Raw genomic sequence first — 14,875 nt, forward strand, 5'->3', positions numbered from 1 at the left:
GTCCGGGAGCCGACGACCGGTCCGGTAGCTCGGTCAGCGGTCGCCGGGCGAGCGTCCGGTGAAGAAGTCGATCAGATCCTCGGGCGTGGGGTTGTGCGCGACGACGACGGCGGCCCTTGCGCTGCGGGGGAACAGTGCTTGCTCGTATGCGGTGAGGGCGGCCTCCAGGTCGTCGGGGTGTGCGGCAAGGGCTTGGCCGAGTTCGGCGCCGTCCAGCATGGCCAGGTTGGCGCCTTCGCCGTCCGGGGCCGATAGGTGGGCGGCGTCGCCGAGCAGGGTCACACCCGGTACGCGGCTCCAGCGGTGCCCGATCGGCAAGGCGTACAGAGGACGCAGGACCGGTGCGGTCTCGGCCGCGGCGATCAGAGGGGTGAGCTCCGGTGCCCAGCCCTCGAATTCCTCCGCGATCCGCGCGGCGGCCGCGGAGGCATCGGTGAAGTCGATGGTGGTGAACCAGTCCAGGGGCTTGGCCAGTGTGAGATGGGCGTGGAGGGTCCCGCCCTTCTCCCGGTGGGCCACGAACCACTTCCCCCGCTCGTCCCGGTCGAGCGCGCAGAGGGTTCCGCCGCCGACCGCCTTCGCGGTGGCCGGGTGGCGGGTGTCGGCGTCGTACAGACGGGTCTCGACGAAAGAGCGGCCGATGTAGGAGGGTGTGGCGTCGGAGAGCAGCGGTCGTACGCGCGACCAGGCGCCGTCCGCGCCGACCAGCAGGTTCGTGACGGTGCTGGCGCCGCCCGTGAAGGTCACCTCGTAGCGGCCCTCGGCGAGGCGGTGGACGCCGGTCGCCTTGTGGCCCCATCGGACGGTTCCGGCGGGGAGCGCGTCGAGCAGGATCTGTCGCAGCTCCCCGCGCTGCACCTCGGGGTTCCCGCCCGTGCCGTCGTCGACCTGGTGGAAAAGGACGGTCCCGTCCCGGTCGAGGAGCCGTGTCTCTTGGCGGCCCTCCAGGAGTATGGCGCGGAACTCGTCCATCAGGTCGGCCGCCTTGAGCGCGCGTTGGCCGTTGTGATCGTGGATGTCGAGCATCCCGCCCTGCGAACGCGCCGCGGGGGAGGGATCCGCCTCGTAGACCGCGACCGGGATGCCGTGGAGGCTCAGGACGCGGGCCAGTACGAGGCCGCCGAGCCCTGCGCCGATGATCGTGGCTGAAGTCCGCTCGTAATGCCTGGGTTGCATGAGTCTCCTCGGCTGCCGCGTACCTGCCGAGGGTGTCCCGGCAGGTGCGCGGCAGGCGCTCTGGAAGGATGGATTGCGCGTTCTCCGTCGCTGAACTGCCCCTGCGGTCCGCTCAGATGGCCACGACTCGGCGTCCTCGTGTGTGGCCTGCCTGGCTGTCGATGTGTGCTGCCGCGGCTTCGGCGAGCGGGTAGGACTTCTCCACGGGGATGTGGAGCCTCCCCCTGGAGATGAGGTCGACGGCTTCGGCGAGCGCGTCCTGCACGCTTCCCGCCGTTCCGGAGAAGCGGACACCCAGCTGTGGTGCGTCGAGGTCGGCGGTGGAGATCACCTTTCGCGGGTCACCGGTCAGCTCGACCAGTTCCCGGATCACGCCCGAGCCGGCCAGGTCGAGCGCCGCGTCGACGGTGCCGAGCCGCCGCACCCGATCGACCCAGCCGTCGCCGTACGTCGTGGCGAGCGCGCCCAGGCTCCGCAGGTAGTCCTGATTCGCGGCGCCGCCCGTGCCGATCACTTTGATGCCGCGCGCACGTGCGATCTGCAGCACCGCTGAACCGACGCCCCCGGACGCGCCGCTCACCAGCAGCGTCTGGCCGGGGCGCACCCCCGTCTCGGCGATGACGCGCAGGGCGGTCTCCACCACGGAGGGATATCCCGCCGCCTCCTCGAACGTCAGGTCGTCGGGCATCCGGGCCCAGACCCCGAGGACGGCGAACTCGGCGTAGGTGCTCGCCCCTTCGCCGAAGACGCGGTCGCCGATCTCGACCCCTTCGACCCCCTCGCCGATCTCGTCCACCACGCCCGCCGCGTCCAGGCCGACCCCGGAGGGGAGTTGGACCGGACGGGGCCCCAGGGTCTGGCCCTCGCGGAGCCTCCAGTCGACGGGGTTCACGCCTGCCGCGCGTACGGCGATGCGTATCCGGCCGGGGCCCGCGTGGGGCTCCTCGGCGTCTATGAGGTGCAGGACGTCGGGACCGCCGAATTCGGCGAAGCTCACCTTCTTCATGCCGCCGACCGTAACACTAACCGTTAGTGTTTAAGAATCATTATGAATATGCGCCTGTTAGCATCAAGCCATGACCGTGCCGACCGGACGCCGTGAACGCAAGAAGGCTGCGACCCGCCAGAAGATCGCCGACACCGCCCTGCGGCTCTTCCTGGAGCGCGGGTACGACGCGGTGGGCATCCGTGACGTGGCCGCCGAGGCCGACGTCGCCGTGACCACGCTCTTCTACCACTTCACCTCGAAAGAGGCGCTGGTCTTCGAACAGGACGAGGACTTCGAGCAGCGCCTCACGCGCGCGGTCACGGACCGGGACCCGGCACAGCCGCTCATGCCGGCACTGCGCCACGAGATCCGGGCCATGGTGGCGCACTGCACGGCGGACGGCGCAGCCCCGATCTACCGCATGATCGACGAGTCACGTGCCCTGCGCGAGTACGAGGACTCCATGCGGCTGCGCCACGCGGAAGCCCTGGCCGCGGCCATGACCGCGGACCCCGCACTCGCGGCGACACCAACGGCCTGCCGGGCCATCGCCCGCTTCGTGATCGACGCTTTCGCCCTGGCCCGCGAAGCAGCCGATCCGGACGCCGCGGTCGACGAGGTCTTCGAGCTGATCGAAGCCGCCTGGGAAGCCACCCGCTCCTCCCGGCGCGGGTGAGGGTCCCTTCCGTCACATCGGGCTCATCAGCCGCATCATGCGTTCCGGCGCGCAGAACCGCTGTGTGCCCTCCAGTCACGGCCGAGCGACGTGTCCTATTCAGGCCGTATTCGGCTTTATTTCGTCTTCGGTGGCCCGGGTTCCGGACCTAGCCTCCCTTTCAGGACGGACTCCGAACCCCGTCCGGCACATGCCAGCCACAAGGGGGACAATCCGATGACCGCGCTGCGCAGGACCTTGACCGCACTCGTCCTCACCGTCCTGGTCGCCATGGGCTCCGCAGGCACCAGCTACGCGTGCGACGGCACCCCGTCCACCGGCGCCGGCGACTTCTACTGCCAGACCGCCTGACACCCACCGCGCCGCACAGGGCCCCGACCGCGGACAACGTGCAAGCGGGGCCCTTTGGCGTCTCCGGGGCCGGAGTTCTGCAAAGTAGCGCCCCGCAGTATGCGGAGGACGCCCCGTTCGAGAGCGTGAATCGCTCCGCCGTGGTGGGGGTGGGTTATGCGGGATGGGGTTGGGGCCCGTGCCGCGAGGTCGCAGCCGTCTCGATCTGACTCACGGTCAGCCCGGTTGCCTCGCAGAGCGCTTCGATCGTGAGCCCCAACGGGTGTTGGTGCATCGCTTCGTCGATCTTCACCGCCCAGAGCTCCGCTTCGTCGAAGGGTCGCCGGTCGTAGTGCTGCTGGAGCTCGGTGAGGTGCGCGGGGGAGCAGGTCAGCAGGGGGCGGCGTCCGTCCTGGCCGGGGTCGGCGGGATCGACGAAGGAGGAGTCGGCGGCTTCGCCGTACACCGCCGTGCCCTCCGGAGCGACCGCGTGGCACAGGTCGCACACGTCCGGTAGGTCGGTGGAAAGCCCGCCGCCGCGCCGCCGGGGCCGGTCGGGAGGTGGCGTGGAGGTCGTGGCACCGACCGGCGGGACCGGACCGGTGTCGTCGGGGGAGTAGCGGACCGTGAACAGCTGCTGGGTGTCGGTGAGTTGGAGCAACCGTGCGACGGGGCGGCTCGCAGCCGTCAGCGCCAGGGTCTTGTCGGTCCCGGCCGCCAGACGGTTCAGGTCCAACAGGACGTTCAGTCCAGAGCTGTCGCAGAAGGTGACGGAGGAGAGGTCGAGGTCGAGACCTGTGCGGCTGGACGTCAGGGCCGCGGTGAGGTCCTCGCTCAGGCCGGGAGAGTCGTCCATGTCGATTTCTCCGCGCACGCGGGCGAGGATCCGCCGGGGGCCGGGCTCGAAGGTCACTGCGACGGTGGAGGGGCGCAGGGTGGCGCCGGTGCCGTCCTCGGGAGGGGCGGGCTCGCGGTCGAAGTGGTCGGTCATGGCCTTTCTCCCTTTCAAAGCCATGTGAAGCGGGTCATGCGTTTCCTCCGGCGCCTTCCAGATCGGTGACGATGGCCCGGGCGTGGCGGGTGATGAACGTCCAGCTGGTCCGAGGCTCGACCGGGTCCATGCCCGAATTGTACGACTTGTCGTTCCGGTTTCGCCAGACCTGAATGATGAACCGGGGCCTCGGACCGAACACGGACCGAACACGGACCGAACACGGACCGAACGCGGAACAAACGCGGAACGGACCCCGGCGTGGTCAGTTCGGTCGGAGCCTGAAGCCGCTGCGGGGGAGGGTGGGCATGCGGGACAGCGGGATCGAAAGGTCCTGGTCGGGGACGCTGTATTCGGTCCGGGCCAGTTCGGTCGCGAGGGCCGCGAGCGTCGCGACGGTGACGTCCTCACCGGGGTAGCGCTGGTCGCGGGCGGGGTCGCCGCCTCCGTGGGGCACGAGATCGGCGAGCACGGCGTTGGGCGCGAAGCCCGCGAGTGCGCTGAAGCGGTGCGGGTCGAACCGGTAGGGATGTGCCCACAGCGTGCCGTCGTGGTTCTGACCGTAGAGATCGAGCAGGACCAGGGAGTCCTTCGTGATGTCGTGGCCCCGCCACGTCTGGTCGTGGGCGGCGAGTCCGACCAGGAACGGTGCGAAGGGATAGAACCGGCGTACTTCGTTCGCGAAGGACCTTGCGTAGTGTCCTTCGGTGTCGGCGCGCAGCAGCTCCCGGTGGTGGGGCCAGCGGTGGAGGGCGTGGGCGGCGAACGTGGCGAACCAGGCGACGGCGACGGTCGGCCTGATGATGTTCAGCAGTTCCACGGCCGCGGTGTGGAGCTCCAGGAACTCGCTGTTCGCATCCCGATGCCACGCCACCGCTTCCAGGGCCGAATCGTTGGCCTCCGGCTCGGGAGCGGCGCGGACCTCGGCGAGCAGGGAGGCCATGGCGTCCTCTTGGCGCCGGCGGGCCCTGCGGGCCCGGAAGTGCCTCGGGCCGGGCGTGGCGAAGCCGTCGACCATCGCCGTGCAGTCACGGGCCAACTCGCTGATGGCGTCCTCGGACAGCACCAGGCCCGCCCAGTCGCACACGCCCCGGGCCAGTACCCGGGCCGCTTCGTCGAAGAGCACGATTTCTTCGTGGCGGTCGGCCAGCGCTTCGCGCCACCGCCAGCCGACAGGTGCGCCCAGCGCCGCCACGCCCGCCTCGTCCTTCAGGAGGCGTAGGAAGAGGGCCTCGCGGACGCGGTACACGTCCGAGTCGAGGGTGTGTACGGCGCCCTGCCCGAACAGGGTGTCCAAGTCGGCGCCCGGCAGGGCGGCGGTCCGGACGACGTGCTTCTCGTCGTAGAAGAAGTCGACTGCCTCGGGCCCGCGCAGTGCGATGGCCGGCCGGCCCAGCAGACGCGTCTGCACGATGCCGTCGGAGGCCGCGCGCATGTGATGGGGCAGCCAGGCGTATCCGTGTGCCCAGAGACCGAGAGTGCTGTCGTGCCACATCGCCGTCGAATGCGTGGAAGGGGGCATACGGCGCGCGTACCCGGCACCGTCCCGCGCACACTTGTTCAGGACCTGTCCGGTGGTGTGTCCGGCCCGGGCGCGGTGTCCGCCCCGTCTACGTCCAGGCAGGCGTGTACCCGCTTCCCGCCGTTGGCGGCCGGTGTGACGGTCACGGCACGGGCCATGCGGTGGATCAGGATCAGGCCCCAGCCGCCGGTGCCGCCCAGGTGGGGCGGTCGGACCTCGGGCGGGGCGGGGCTGGTGTCCGTGACGTCGATGTCGAGAAGGCCCTCGTGCAGGAGGAGGTCGAGGCTGCACGGGCCGGTGGTGTGCCGCACCGCGTTGCTCACGAGCTCCGTGACGACGAGAGCGGCATCGCCCTCGGTCACCGTGGAAACGGTCTCCCCGTGATCCTTCGCCTCGTGGAGGAAATGCGCAGTGGCATCTCGGGCGCGGGCAGCCGCGTGGATGCCGGTCGGCAGGTCCACGTGCTGCTGCCGTCGCTCTGTCGCATGGGAAGGGGGCATCGGGAGGCGTCCGTATCGTCGTGGTGTCGGGCTCTCTCCTACTTGAGTAGGCGCCTGCCCGGGCAGGGCGGTCCCATACCCGCATGCGCACAACCGCTGCCGACGGAGGGGTGAAGGGTGGAGGGCGGCCGGCTGCCCGCCGCTGGTGGCCGTCATCCTCGCCGTCCGGTCCCCGGGTCGTCGGTGCACGCGATGCACTCCACGTCGAGTTGATCGGCGAGCTGGTTCATGGCGCCCGCCGCCTCGTCGACGGTTCTGGGTTCGCCCTGCGCGTCCTCGGCTCCGGCGGGTGTCAATAGGTCTCCGGCCAGGGTGCGCAGGAGGGCGGTCACCTGGGCGGCCGGGATCAGTAGTTGCCCGTCGGTCGCCGGGATCAGCGAAATCGCCACCGAGATCATGACGGCGCTCCCTCGTCGCCCAGCCTCGTGGCCGGCGCCGAGCGGGCGCCCGTACGGTCGGGGGGTCTGTCTCCGGCATCGGTTCCCGCGGACGAGGCGCAGAGGTGTTCCATGGCCCGTCGGACCTCATCGAAGTGGCGCCACGGCTTGCCGCTCGTGTGGGGGTGGATCCGGTCCCGATCGGTGTCGTTCATGGTGCCTCCGTGCGGTGCGGACGTGACGAGCGCGTGACCGGCGCTGTGCTGTGGCCGGACGTCTACCCCGCGACGGTCGACCTACCCGCCAGCACGTGGACGCCGGCGACGGGTGGGACGAGCGGACCGAGGACGTCGGCGTGGGGTGATCATGGACGTGAGGGGTAGCCGCGGGACGGAGGCCGGGCAGTCGTCGACCGCGGCCCGATCACCAGCCACAACAGCACTGTCGGAGGCCGGGAGGAATCCCTCCGGTCATCACACGAAGGAGTGGCCGTCATGGGTGGCATGCACGACAAGCACCAGGAGCCCGGCAAGGGCCGTGAAGAGCAGGAGCGCATGAGGCACCCCGGGCAAGAACGCGTTGGCCCGGAAACCGGCCAGGAGGGGGCCAGGGGGGTGAGCCTAGAGGAACTCAAACAGCGGGGCGAGCACGCGACGCGGCGCGAGGACTGCGAGGGCCGTGAGGACCGCGAGGAGGAGCGGCGCGGCGAGTAATCCTGTGCGGCGAGTAATCCTGAATGTGGAACCCGGGCGGTCCCGCCCTCGGGAGGGCGGCCACTGTGCGTGCATGTTCGGGGTGTGTCCGGGCATGCGGTGCCTTGGAGGTTGATATTCATGGTTCCCCTGCTTCTCGTTCTCCTGCTGGTACTGATCCTTTTCGGTGCGGGTTTCGCGCTGAAGATTCTCTGGTGGGTCGCGATCGCCGTCCTCGTGTTGTGGCTGGTCGGGTTCGTGGCCCGTCCCAAGGGCGGTAGCGGCCGCTGGTATCGCTGGTAGCCGTCTGCTGCCCATCCAGCTCACGCACGTCATGGCTGTGGCCCGCCCCCTCCTCAACCGGGGGGCGGGCCACAGCCATGACGTGATGTCCAAGACCCCGTTACCGGGCGATGGCGTCGCTCAGGCGGGGCGGAGCGCGCTGTGGCCCCGGTCCCAGGCCGTGCGGATGTGCGCGGCGAGGCGGTCCTCCAGCAGCAGGGTCGCCGCGCAGCCGAACGCGACGTCGGGCTCCAGAGCGGGTTCGTCGGCGAGGAGGCCGCCGATGACCTCGTGCCGTACGACCTGTTCGTGGACGGCGTCCGCTTCTACGTGCTCGGTGTAGAAGCGTTCGGCGGCCGGACCGGCGCCGCACCTGCGCATGGCGGCGGCGAGCCGGCGCGAGCCGGGGGAGGAGGTCACTTCGACGCACGCGAAGTGACCGATCAGGGCTCCGCGCAGGGCCCGGTGCAGGCCCAGGAGCGACATCAGGTTCACGGTGGCCAGCGCGGGTGCGGGGGCCCGGTCCAGGTAGTGGCCGTAGGCGGGGTCCAGGCCCAGGTCGGCCATGAGGTCGGCGAAGAGCCGTGCGTGGATGCGGTCGGGGCGGCCCGCTCCGAACTCGTCGTACTCGATGGCGACCATCGCGGCCTTGGCCCGACCGGTGAGCCGGGGGATCACCCAGGCGTGCGGGTCCGCCTCCTTCAGGTGGTAGAGGGAGCGCAGGGCCGCGTACTCGCGCAGTTGCCACAGCTCACCTTCGACGTGCAGGCGGTGGCTGAGGCTGTCGCCCGGGTCGACGGGTTCGACGAGCAGGGGGGCGAACGCCGCGGCCACGGACCGCGGCGCGTCCGCCGTGCCCGTTTTGAGGGCATGGAGGAAGCGGTCCTCCAGGGCACGGCGCATCCGCAGCAGCCCGGGATCCCATTCGAGCGCCTCGTCGACCTCCGCGAACCCGCGGTAGTGCAGCTCGTACAGCAAGTAGAGGGCGAGTTGGAGGTCCTCCCCCCACGGATCGGCCCGCAGGGCGGAGCCGGGGGCCCACGCGGGGGGTCGCCCGGTACGCAGGGCACGCACCACCGCGTTGGAGAGTTCGCCGCGGCCCTGTACGAGGGCGGGCGCGGACGCCGACCCCGTGACGGCGCTGGCTCCGGAGGGTGGCGTCATGACGCGCTCCTACCTTCGGGTGTGCCTCGGGGTGTGCCTTCGGGTGACGTGGACCTCTGCTCGCGGGCCCGGTGGCTCGTGTCGCACCACGGGTAGGTACGGCTGCGACGGCAGGTGCACACGGCGACCATGAACCGGTCCGAGCGGGCCGTCGTGCCGTCCGCCATCACGATCTCGACCGGCCCCTCCACGAGTACGGGGCCCGAGGGCTCCACGCGGACCCGCCGAGCCCGCGTGCGCTCGGCAGGGGCGTCGTCGGCGTCGCGGGCGTCGTGTGCGGGGGTACCGAGTGCCCGCGGAGTCGGCGGGTCCTGCGGAGCAGAAGCGATCATGCCGAGCGCCTACCCGTGATCGCGCGGCGCACGCGGCCACGTGCCGGCCCCACGACGGCCTCATCGCGTCACGAGGAGGCCGGGTACGGCGCGGCCTTGAGGCGGCGGGCGAGGTGCGCGGTGTTCGCGGCCAGTGTCGTCGTGGTGGCCGCGGTCTTCTCGGGGGTCTTGTCGAGGTCCTGGTAGTCGGTCCCCTGCATGGCCTCGCCGACCCAGTACGTGACCGCGTTCGGTGCGAGGGAGAAGCCCACGTCGTTCAGGCCCTGGAAGAGATCGGCGCTCACCTTGTGCGCGCCGTCCTCGTTGCCGACGACGCAGACCGCCGCGACCTTGCCGTAGGTGAGCATGCGGCCTTCGTCATCGCTCTCGCCGATCTCGGCGTCCAAGCGTTCCAGCACGCGCTGGGCCACGCTGGAGGGGTGGCCCAGCCAGATCGGCGTGGACAGGACCAGGATGTCGCAGCCCAGGACCGTATCCCGGATCTCGGGCCAGGCGTCCCCCTCGCCCATGTCCACCTCGACGCCCGCCTTGACGTCGTGATCGGCGACCCGGATGACCTTTCCCGTGACGCCGTGCTCGGCGAGAGCGGCCATGGTCTGTTCGGCCAGCAGCTGGGAACTGGACGGGGACGGCGAGGGGGACAGGGTGCAGACGAGCGCGACGGCGCGCAGCGGAGTGGTCTCTGTGGTGTCCATGGTCCGCAGCTGCCGCGCTCCCGGCCGGTATGCGCCTACGGCGGGTGCGCGGGGTCCCCGACGAGGTCGCACGCCGGCGGCCTGGTCGTTTCGGCCGATCGGACGTCCTCAGGCGTACGGGCGCGGGCCGCGGGGGACAGGTCGAGCACTCCGAGCTGATTCCCCGGCTGTACGAGGACGAGGGCCTGTTGGCACTCGTCAGCCGACTCACCGGCCGGCCCGCGGCGCCCGTTCCCGACCCACTGGAACGGCACGTACTGAACATCCTGCACCGGGTGGGCGACACCCACGGCGCCCACACCGACGACTACCCGTACGCCCTCGTCCTGTTCCTCGAAGCGCCCGAGCATCCCGCCGACGGAGGTCTCGCGCAGTTCACCCCGCACACCACGGTCCTCCGGGACGTCGACGACGAACGCGCCGCCACCGCCCACCACGCCGCCGGCGATGCGTACCTCCTGCGCAGCGACACCACCGCACACCGCGTCACCCCGCTCACGCGCCCCGGCGTACGTCGCACCGTGCTGAACTTCGCCTACACCACCCCGGGCTCCCAGCCGGAGCCGTCACGATCGGCCGGCGAGCTGTACGGCTGACCCGGCCGGCCGACCCGCCCTGGCTGCGTAGCTGAGAAGGGGCAACGCGCGCAGCCGAGTTGCGCGAGCAGTCGCTGCTACATGGGTGTCGTCCCTCAGCGCCGGGCCGCCGTCGGCGGGGTGGCGGCGCCGTTCAGGCAGTGGTCGAGGAGTGCGTGCATGCGGGGGACGGGGAGGGACGGGTTGGCCGCCGCGCCCTCTGCGGTGCGAAGGTCGGTGAGGAGGGTTTCCAGGGTCTCCGGTGGCAGGGTCGGGTTGGCGGCGGCTGCCCGGCACACCGCGTCGTCGGGGTCTTCCAGCGGAGGTTCGGGCAGGGTGGGGTCGGTCGCGGCCAGGGCGCGCACCTCGGGGTCCGGGTGGCCGATGAGGTGGGTGCGGCCGGTACGGGGGAACGAGGGCAGGCTCAGCAGGTGCGGACGGTGGGCCGGGCGGGTCACGAAGACGTCCAGGAGGAGGTGCGGCGGAGCCAGCGGGTGGTGGCAGGCCAGCCGGATCCGTACCTCCTCGTCACCGTCCAGCGCCAGTGTCCCGACGAGCTCTGCGGGCAGGCCGGGCCAGCTCGCCGCAACGCGGCGGAGCACCGGTTCATCGGACGCCGCGCAGGTGGCGTACCAGTCCGGCGACAGCTCGGTGGCCGGCCGCGTGATCGGGCAGGTGCAGTCGGGACCGTGATCGACCACGGTCCGGACCGCCTCGAATTCGGCCCAGCTACGGATGGCGGGCTGAAGGCGGGCACGCATCCGCACGTCCTCGTCCGGATCCTGCCTCAGCCCCACCGCCGCCGGTCCCAGGTCGGGCCGGGTCGCGATCAGCCTGCGGATCTCTGCGTCGGGGTGGCGGGCGAGCCGCGCGAGGGCGTCGGCCGGGGTATGGCGGTTGCGGGCCAGCGGATCCACCTCGTCGGCCGCGAAGCACCGCTCGATGACCGCGGGTGACAAGGCGCAGGTGCCGAGCACGGAAGCGGCGTGACGTGATCCGATGGGCGGCAGCTCTGCCTCCACCGCCTCCGGGTCCAGCTGCCGGTTGCCCTCCCGCGCCGCCTCCCGCACCGCGGGATCGGGGTCGTCGAGCAGGACATCGCGCTGCGCGGCGGTGAGCGACTGCCACTGGAAGGCGGCGTACCGACGGAGCGTGGGGTGGTCGTGACCGGCCATGTCCCGTGGGAAGGACAGCGGGACCTGCCGGGAGGACCAGAGTTCCCAGGCGATGTCCTGTTCGCTGACCCTGCCGTCCTCGCCTCCGTCCTGAGCGGTCAGGAAGGTGACGAGGATGTCGTCCGGCAAGGGCCGGACCCGCCGGGGTTTGAGCCGGGTGCCGGCGGCGAGATACGCACGGACGAGTCCCGAAGGGTCCGATGCCAAGGGAGCGAGCCGTACGGGGTCGACGTGCAGGTTGCGGGCGAGGGCACGGCGGATCCCCTCGACCGGGTGGCGGAGGGCCGCGTCGATGACGGCGTCGGGCAGGTCCCGGCCCTCGCACATCGACAGGCCGGCCTCACCGGCCTCACCGGCCGCTTCGTCCAGGAGACGTATCAGCACGTCGGCGGGCGCTGCCGGATTGAAGGCGATGCCGCGCAGCCACAGTTCATGAAGAGAGTCGGACACCGCGTCATCCTGCCACCTCACCCCCTGAACCGGGCTGCCCGACGGCTCCCTCGTCGGCGCTGACCGGCGGCTCCGTCCGGCAGGGCTCCGGACCACGTGGTGGGAGCCCTGCACATCGCCTCTGCGACCTCTGCGACCTCGCGCCGCTGGACCGTCACCCCCACGGGATGCCGGATGCCGGATGCCGGATGCCGGACGGCAGGGGGTGCCCCCGCGAAACTCCCCCCGGGCGTACGAATGAGTTACCGGGGCCTGGGCAGGCGGAGTTGAGGCGGAGTACACGCCTTCGCCGCGTACGGCAACGGAAGAAGGAGGGCGGCAGGAAGACCTGTGCCGCTCTCCGCTCACCGGAGGAGTTGTTTTCGCGTGACCGAGCATGTGTGGAGTTACACGTCGACCTCGGGGCATCTGGCCGGTACCGATCTGATCGGGTACAAGGTCGAGGCGAGCGACGGTGGCATCGGCAAGGTGGACAAGCACTCCGACGAGGTCGGTGACGCGTACCTGGTCGTGGACACCGGAGTCTGGATCTTCGGCAAGGAGGTCCTCCTCCCGGCCAGCACGGTGATCCGGATCGACCCGCGGGAGAGGAAGATCTTCGTCGCCGGTACCAAGGAGCAGATCGAGAACGCTCCCGAGTTCCACCGCGACAAGCACCTCAGCGACCCGACCTACCGCGAGGAAGTGGGCACGTACTACGGCCCGGGCATCCCGTTCGGCGGCCGACCCGCCTGACCCCGCAGGGGGTGAAGGGGGGCCCGAACTCCACGAGTTCGGGCCCCCTTCACCCAGTAGATCGAGCTCCACGAGGGAGGAGCGTACGCACCGTGAACACGTCCGAACGACACCCCCGCACCGTCGGGGCGCTCGCCAGCAAGGCCGACGTCAAGGCCCAGACCCAGGAGAAGGCGGCAGCGATGAAGGAGCAGGGCATGGAGAAGGCGTCCCTCGTCACCGACCAGATCCGCGAGACGGCGGGGCAGGCGGTGCGGCTGGTGCAACAGAGGACGCCCGAGCCGGTCCTCGACACGACGGGCCAGGTCGTGACCGCGGCGAAGGCCAACCGCACCCCGCTGCTCGCCCTCGGCGCCGCCCTGGTCGTGATCCTGCTGGTGCGCCGGGGCCGGGGGCGCAAGTGAAGGCAGCCGCGATCGCGTACAAGCCGGTCGGCCTGGCCCTGGGCGCGGTCAGCGGAATGCTGGCCGGGATGGCCTTCAAGCAGGCCTGGAAGGTGATCGAAGGCGAGGGCGACGCGCCCGATGCGACGGACGAGCACCGGTCCTGGAGGGAGATCCTCATCGCCGCCGGCCTCCAGGGCGCGATCTTCGCCGTGGTCAAGGCGGCGGTCGACCGCTCCGGAGCCGTGGCCACCCGCCGGGTGACCGGAACCTGGCCCGGCTGATGCCACGTATTCGTCCCGCCACCCCGCCATCCCGCCGCCCGGCTGCCCCTGAGGGGGACGCCGGGCGGCGGTGCCACGTGAGCGGTCAACCACGTGACCGGTCAACCACGTGACCGGTCAACCACGTGACCGGTCAGCCACGTGACCGGTCAGCGACGTGAGCGGTCACTTCATCCGGCGGCGGTCCTCGTCGCTCCAGGCGCGGGTGTCGCGGGGCTCGACGTAGGGCTCTTCCCCCTGGGGCAGCCCACCGGCGATCGCCCGCTGGCGCACCATCTCCGCGTCGAACTCCAGCCCCAGCAGGACCGCGAGATTGCTGATCCACAGCCACACCAGGAAGACGACCACCCCGGCGATGGCGCCGTACGTCTTGTTGTAGGAGGCGAAGTTCGCGACGTAGAAAGCGAACCCGACCGAGGCGACCAGCCAGATCAGGAGGGCCAGGAAGCTGCCGGGGGTCACCCACTTGAAGCCGCGGCCCTTGGCGTTGGGCGCGGCCCAGTACAGCAGCGCGATCATGATCGTGACGAGCAGTACCAGCACCGGCCACTTCGCGATCGACCACACCGTCAGCGCGCCGTCACCGACGCCGAGGAGGTTGCCGGCCCGCCGGGCCAGGGCGCCGGTGAAAACGACGATCAGCGCGCTCGCACAGGCGAGCACCATCAGCGTCACGGCCAGCGCCAGGCGGAGCGGCAAAACCTTCCACACCGGTCGGCCCTCGGGCACGTCGTAGACGGCGTTGGAAGCGCGGATGAACGCGGCCGTGTAGCCGGAGGCGGACCACAGCGCCAGCACCAGGCCCACGACGGCCATCACCGAGCCGACGCCGCTGCGGGCCTGCAACTGCGCCACCGCGTCGCCGATCACGTCCCGGGCCGAACCCGGAGCCAGCTGCCGGAGGGTGTCCAGCACCTGCCCCGTCACCGCGTCCCCGGCCGTGCCCAGCAAGGACACGAGCACGAGGAGCGCGGGGAAGAGCGCCAGCACGCCGTAGTAGGTCAACGCCGCGGCACGGTCCCCCAGTTCGTCGTTGGTGAACTCCGCGACCGTCCCGCGCAATACTGCCCACCAGGACCGCCCGGGCAGCTCGGAGGCCCGCTCCGCGGCCCGCGCCACCGGGGAACCCGCATCGCCCCCCACAACACCGGGGGCCGTCATGCCGCTGCCTCGCCGGGCGCGACGGCGGAGCGGCGCTCCTTCTCCGACAGCCCGCCCCAGACTCCGTAGGGCTCCGCCACGCGCAGGGCGTGCTCCAGGCAGCGGGCGCGGACGGGGCACGCAGCGCACACCGTCTTGGCCGTCTCCTCGCGCTCCGCACGCTCCTGGCCGCGTTCCCCCTCGGGGTGGAAGAAGACCTCCGATCCCACGCCTCGGCACGCGGCTTTCATCTGCCATATCCAGTGGTGTTCCGCCCTCCCGGGCAGATGCGACACCTTCGCCATTTCCGATCGTCTCCTACCGCCGGGCCCTTCGGAACACGCGCTCCACCCGCTCGTCTGGCCACGAAGCCCGTTCCGAAACGTGAGCAGTGCCCAGTGCCCAGTG

At 71.1% G+C, this 14,875-nt stretch carries 20 protein-coding genes; 7 read left to right on the plus strand and 13 right to left on the minus strand.

Going from position 1 to position 14,875, the window contains the following annotated elements; translation table 11 throughout:
* Positions 1-33: 33 nt before the first annotated feature.
* Complete coding sequence (locus ACIQWR_RS21705; protein WP_404011891.1) at positions 34-1,176, minus strand: FAD-dependent oxidoreductase; 1,143 nt, start codon at positions 1,174-1,176, stop codon at positions 34-36.
* A gap of 112 nt (positions 1,177-1,288) precedes the next feature.
* A complete protein-coding gene (locus ACIQWR_RS21710) occupies positions 1,289-2,182 on the minus strand; it encodes an NADP-dependent oxidoreductase (protein WP_404011893.1) in 894 nt (297 codons plus the stop codon).
* A gap of 70 nt (positions 2,183-2,252) precedes the next feature.
* On the opposite strand from ACIQWR_RS21710, the gene ACIQWR_RS21715 reads away from it, so the two are divergent.
* Positions 2,253-2,840, plus strand: coding sequence for a TetR/AcrR family transcriptional regulator (locus ACIQWR_RS21715; protein WP_404011895.1), 588 nt, complete (start codon positions 2,253-2,255; stop codon positions 2,838-2,840).
* 216 nt (positions 2,841-3,056) lie between these two features.
* The gene (locus tag ACIQWR_RS21720) at positions 3,057-3,191 is read left to right on the plus strand and encodes a hypothetical protein (RefSeq protein ID WP_404011898.1); all 135 of its coding nucleotides are present in this window, start codon (positions 3,057-3,059) and stop codon (positions 3,189-3,191) included.
* A 154-nt stretch (positions 3,192-3,345) separates the two neighbouring features.
* On the opposite strand, the gene ACIQWR_RS21725 is transcribed toward ACIQWR_RS21720, so the two are convergent.
* From ACIQWR_RS21725 to ACIQWR_RS21745, 5 genes are all read right to left on the minus strand, one after another.
* Positions 3,346-4,161 (minus strand): STAS domain-containing protein, encoded by an 816-nt coding sequence (locus ACIQWR_RS21725; RefSeq protein WP_404011901.1) that lies wholly within the window; start codon positions 4,159-4,161, stop codon positions 3,346-3,348.
* 265 nt (positions 4,162-4,426) lie between these two features.
* A complete protein-coding gene (locus tag ACIQWR_RS21730) occupies positions 4,427-5,683 on the minus strand; it encodes a cytochrome P450 (RefSeq protein ID WP_404011904.1) in 1,257 nt (418 codons plus the stop codon).
* 38 nt (positions 5,684-5,721) lie between these two features.
* Positions 5,722-6,339 (minus strand): ATP-binding protein, encoded by a 618-nt coding sequence (locus ACIQWR_RS21735; RefSeq protein ID WP_404011906.1) that lies wholly within the window; start codon positions 6,337-6,339, stop codon positions 5,722-5,724.
* Positions 6,336-6,581, minus strand: a complete 246-nt coding sequence (locus tag ACIQWR_RS21740; RefSeq protein ID WP_404011909.1) for a hypothetical protein — start codon at positions 6,579-6,581, stop codon at positions 6,336-6,338. Before ACIQWR_RS21740 ends, ACIQWR_RS21735 begins: the two co-directional genes overlap by 4 nt.
* Entirely contained in the window at positions 6,578-6,775 is a 198-nt protein-coding gene (locus ACIQWR_RS21745) for a hypothetical protein (RefSeq protein ID WP_404011911.1), read from the minus strand. Before ACIQWR_RS21745 ends, ACIQWR_RS21740 begins: the two co-directional genes overlap by 4 nt.
* Before the next feature lie 618 nt (positions 6,776-7,393).
* On the opposite strand from ACIQWR_RS21745, the gene ACIQWR_RS21750 reads away from it, so the two are divergent.
* The gene (locus ACIQWR_RS21750; protein ID WP_385773101.1) at positions 7,394-7,555 is read left to right on the plus strand and encodes a hydrophobic protein; all 162 of its coding nucleotides are present in this window, start codon (positions 7,394-7,396) and stop codon (positions 7,553-7,555) included.
* Positions 7,556-7,675: 120 nt separating this feature from the next.
* Here ACIQWR_RS21750 and ACIQWR_RS21755 read toward each other — a convergent pair whose 3' ends face one another.
* From ACIQWR_RS21755 to ACIQWR_RS21765, 3 genes are all read right to left on the minus strand, one after another.
* A complete protein-coding gene (locus ACIQWR_RS21755) occupies positions 7,676-8,698 on the minus strand; it encodes an iron-containing redox enzyme family protein (RefSeq protein ID WP_404011914.1) in 1,023 nt (340 codons plus the stop codon).
* Positions 8,695-9,030, minus strand: coding sequence for a CDGSH iron-sulfur domain-containing protein (locus ACIQWR_RS21760; protein ID WP_404011917.1), 336 nt, complete (start codon positions 9,028-9,030; stop codon positions 8,695-8,697). Before ACIQWR_RS21760 ends, ACIQWR_RS21755 begins: the two co-directional genes overlap by 4 nt.
* Positions 9,031-9,098: 68 nt before the next feature.
* Complete coding sequence (locus tag ACIQWR_RS21765) at positions 9,099-9,725, minus strand: flavodoxin family protein (protein WP_404011920.1); 627 nt, start codon at positions 9,723-9,725, stop codon at positions 9,099-9,101.
* Between the two features lie 29 nt (positions 9,726-9,754).
* On the opposite strand from ACIQWR_RS21765, the gene ACIQWR_RS21770 reads away from it, so the two are divergent.
* A complete protein-coding gene (locus tag ACIQWR_RS21770; RefSeq protein WP_404011923.1) occupies positions 9,755-10,321 on the plus strand; it encodes a hypothetical protein in 567 nt (188 codons plus the stop codon).
* Between the two features lie 95 nt (positions 10,322-10,416).
* Here ACIQWR_RS21770 and ACIQWR_RS21775 read toward each other — a convergent pair whose 3' ends face one another.
* Entirely contained in the window at positions 10,417-11,925 is a 1,509-nt protein-coding gene (locus ACIQWR_RS21775) for a hypothetical protein (RefSeq protein ID WP_404011925.1), read from the minus strand.
* 366 nt (positions 11,926-12,291) lie between these two features.
* On the opposite strand from ACIQWR_RS21775, the gene ACIQWR_RS21780 reads away from it, so the two are divergent.
* The 3 genes from ACIQWR_RS21780 (at position 12,292) to ACIQWR_RS21790 (ending at position 13,327) form a co-directional block, all read left to right on the plus strand.
* The gene (locus ACIQWR_RS21780) at positions 12,292-12,660 is read left to right on the plus strand and encodes a PRC-barrel domain-containing protein (RefSeq protein ID WP_404011928.1); all 369 of its coding nucleotides are present in this window, start codon (positions 12,292-12,294) and stop codon (positions 12,658-12,660) included.
* A gap of 92 nt (positions 12,661-12,752) precedes the next feature.
* The gene (locus ACIQWR_RS21785; protein ID WP_404011931.1) at positions 12,753-13,064 is read left to right on the plus strand and encodes a hypothetical protein; all 312 of its coding nucleotides are present in this window, start codon (positions 12,753-12,755) and stop codon (positions 13,062-13,064) included.
* Complete coding sequence (locus ACIQWR_RS21790) at positions 13,061-13,327, plus strand: DUF4235 domain-containing protein (protein ID WP_404011934.1); 267 nt, start codon at positions 13,061-13,063, stop codon at positions 13,325-13,327. Before ACIQWR_RS21785 ends, ACIQWR_RS21790 begins: the two co-directional genes overlap by 4 nt.
* A 165-nt stretch (positions 13,328-13,492) precedes the next feature.
* Here the strand turns inward: ACIQWR_RS21790 and ACIQWR_RS21795 are convergent, their stop codons facing one another.
* Entirely contained in the window at positions 13,493-14,488 is a 996-nt protein-coding gene (locus tag ACIQWR_RS21795) for a YihY/virulence factor BrkB family protein (RefSeq protein WP_404011937.1), read from the minus strand.
* On the minus strand, positions 14,485-14,772 hold the full coding sequence (locus ACIQWR_RS21800; RefSeq protein ID WP_404011939.1) for a WhiB family transcriptional regulator: 288 nt from the start codon (positions 14,770-14,772) through the stop codon (positions 14,485-14,487). The genes ACIQWR_RS21795 and ACIQWR_RS21800 overlap by 4 nt, the downstream gene beginning before the upstream one ends.
* Between the last annotated feature and the right edge of the window lie 103 nt (positions 14,773-14,875).

The organism is Streptomyces sp. NPDC098789 (assembly GCF_044759975.1).
GTDB lineage: Bacteria > Actinomycetota > Actinomycetes > Streptomycetales > Streptomycetaceae > Streptomyces.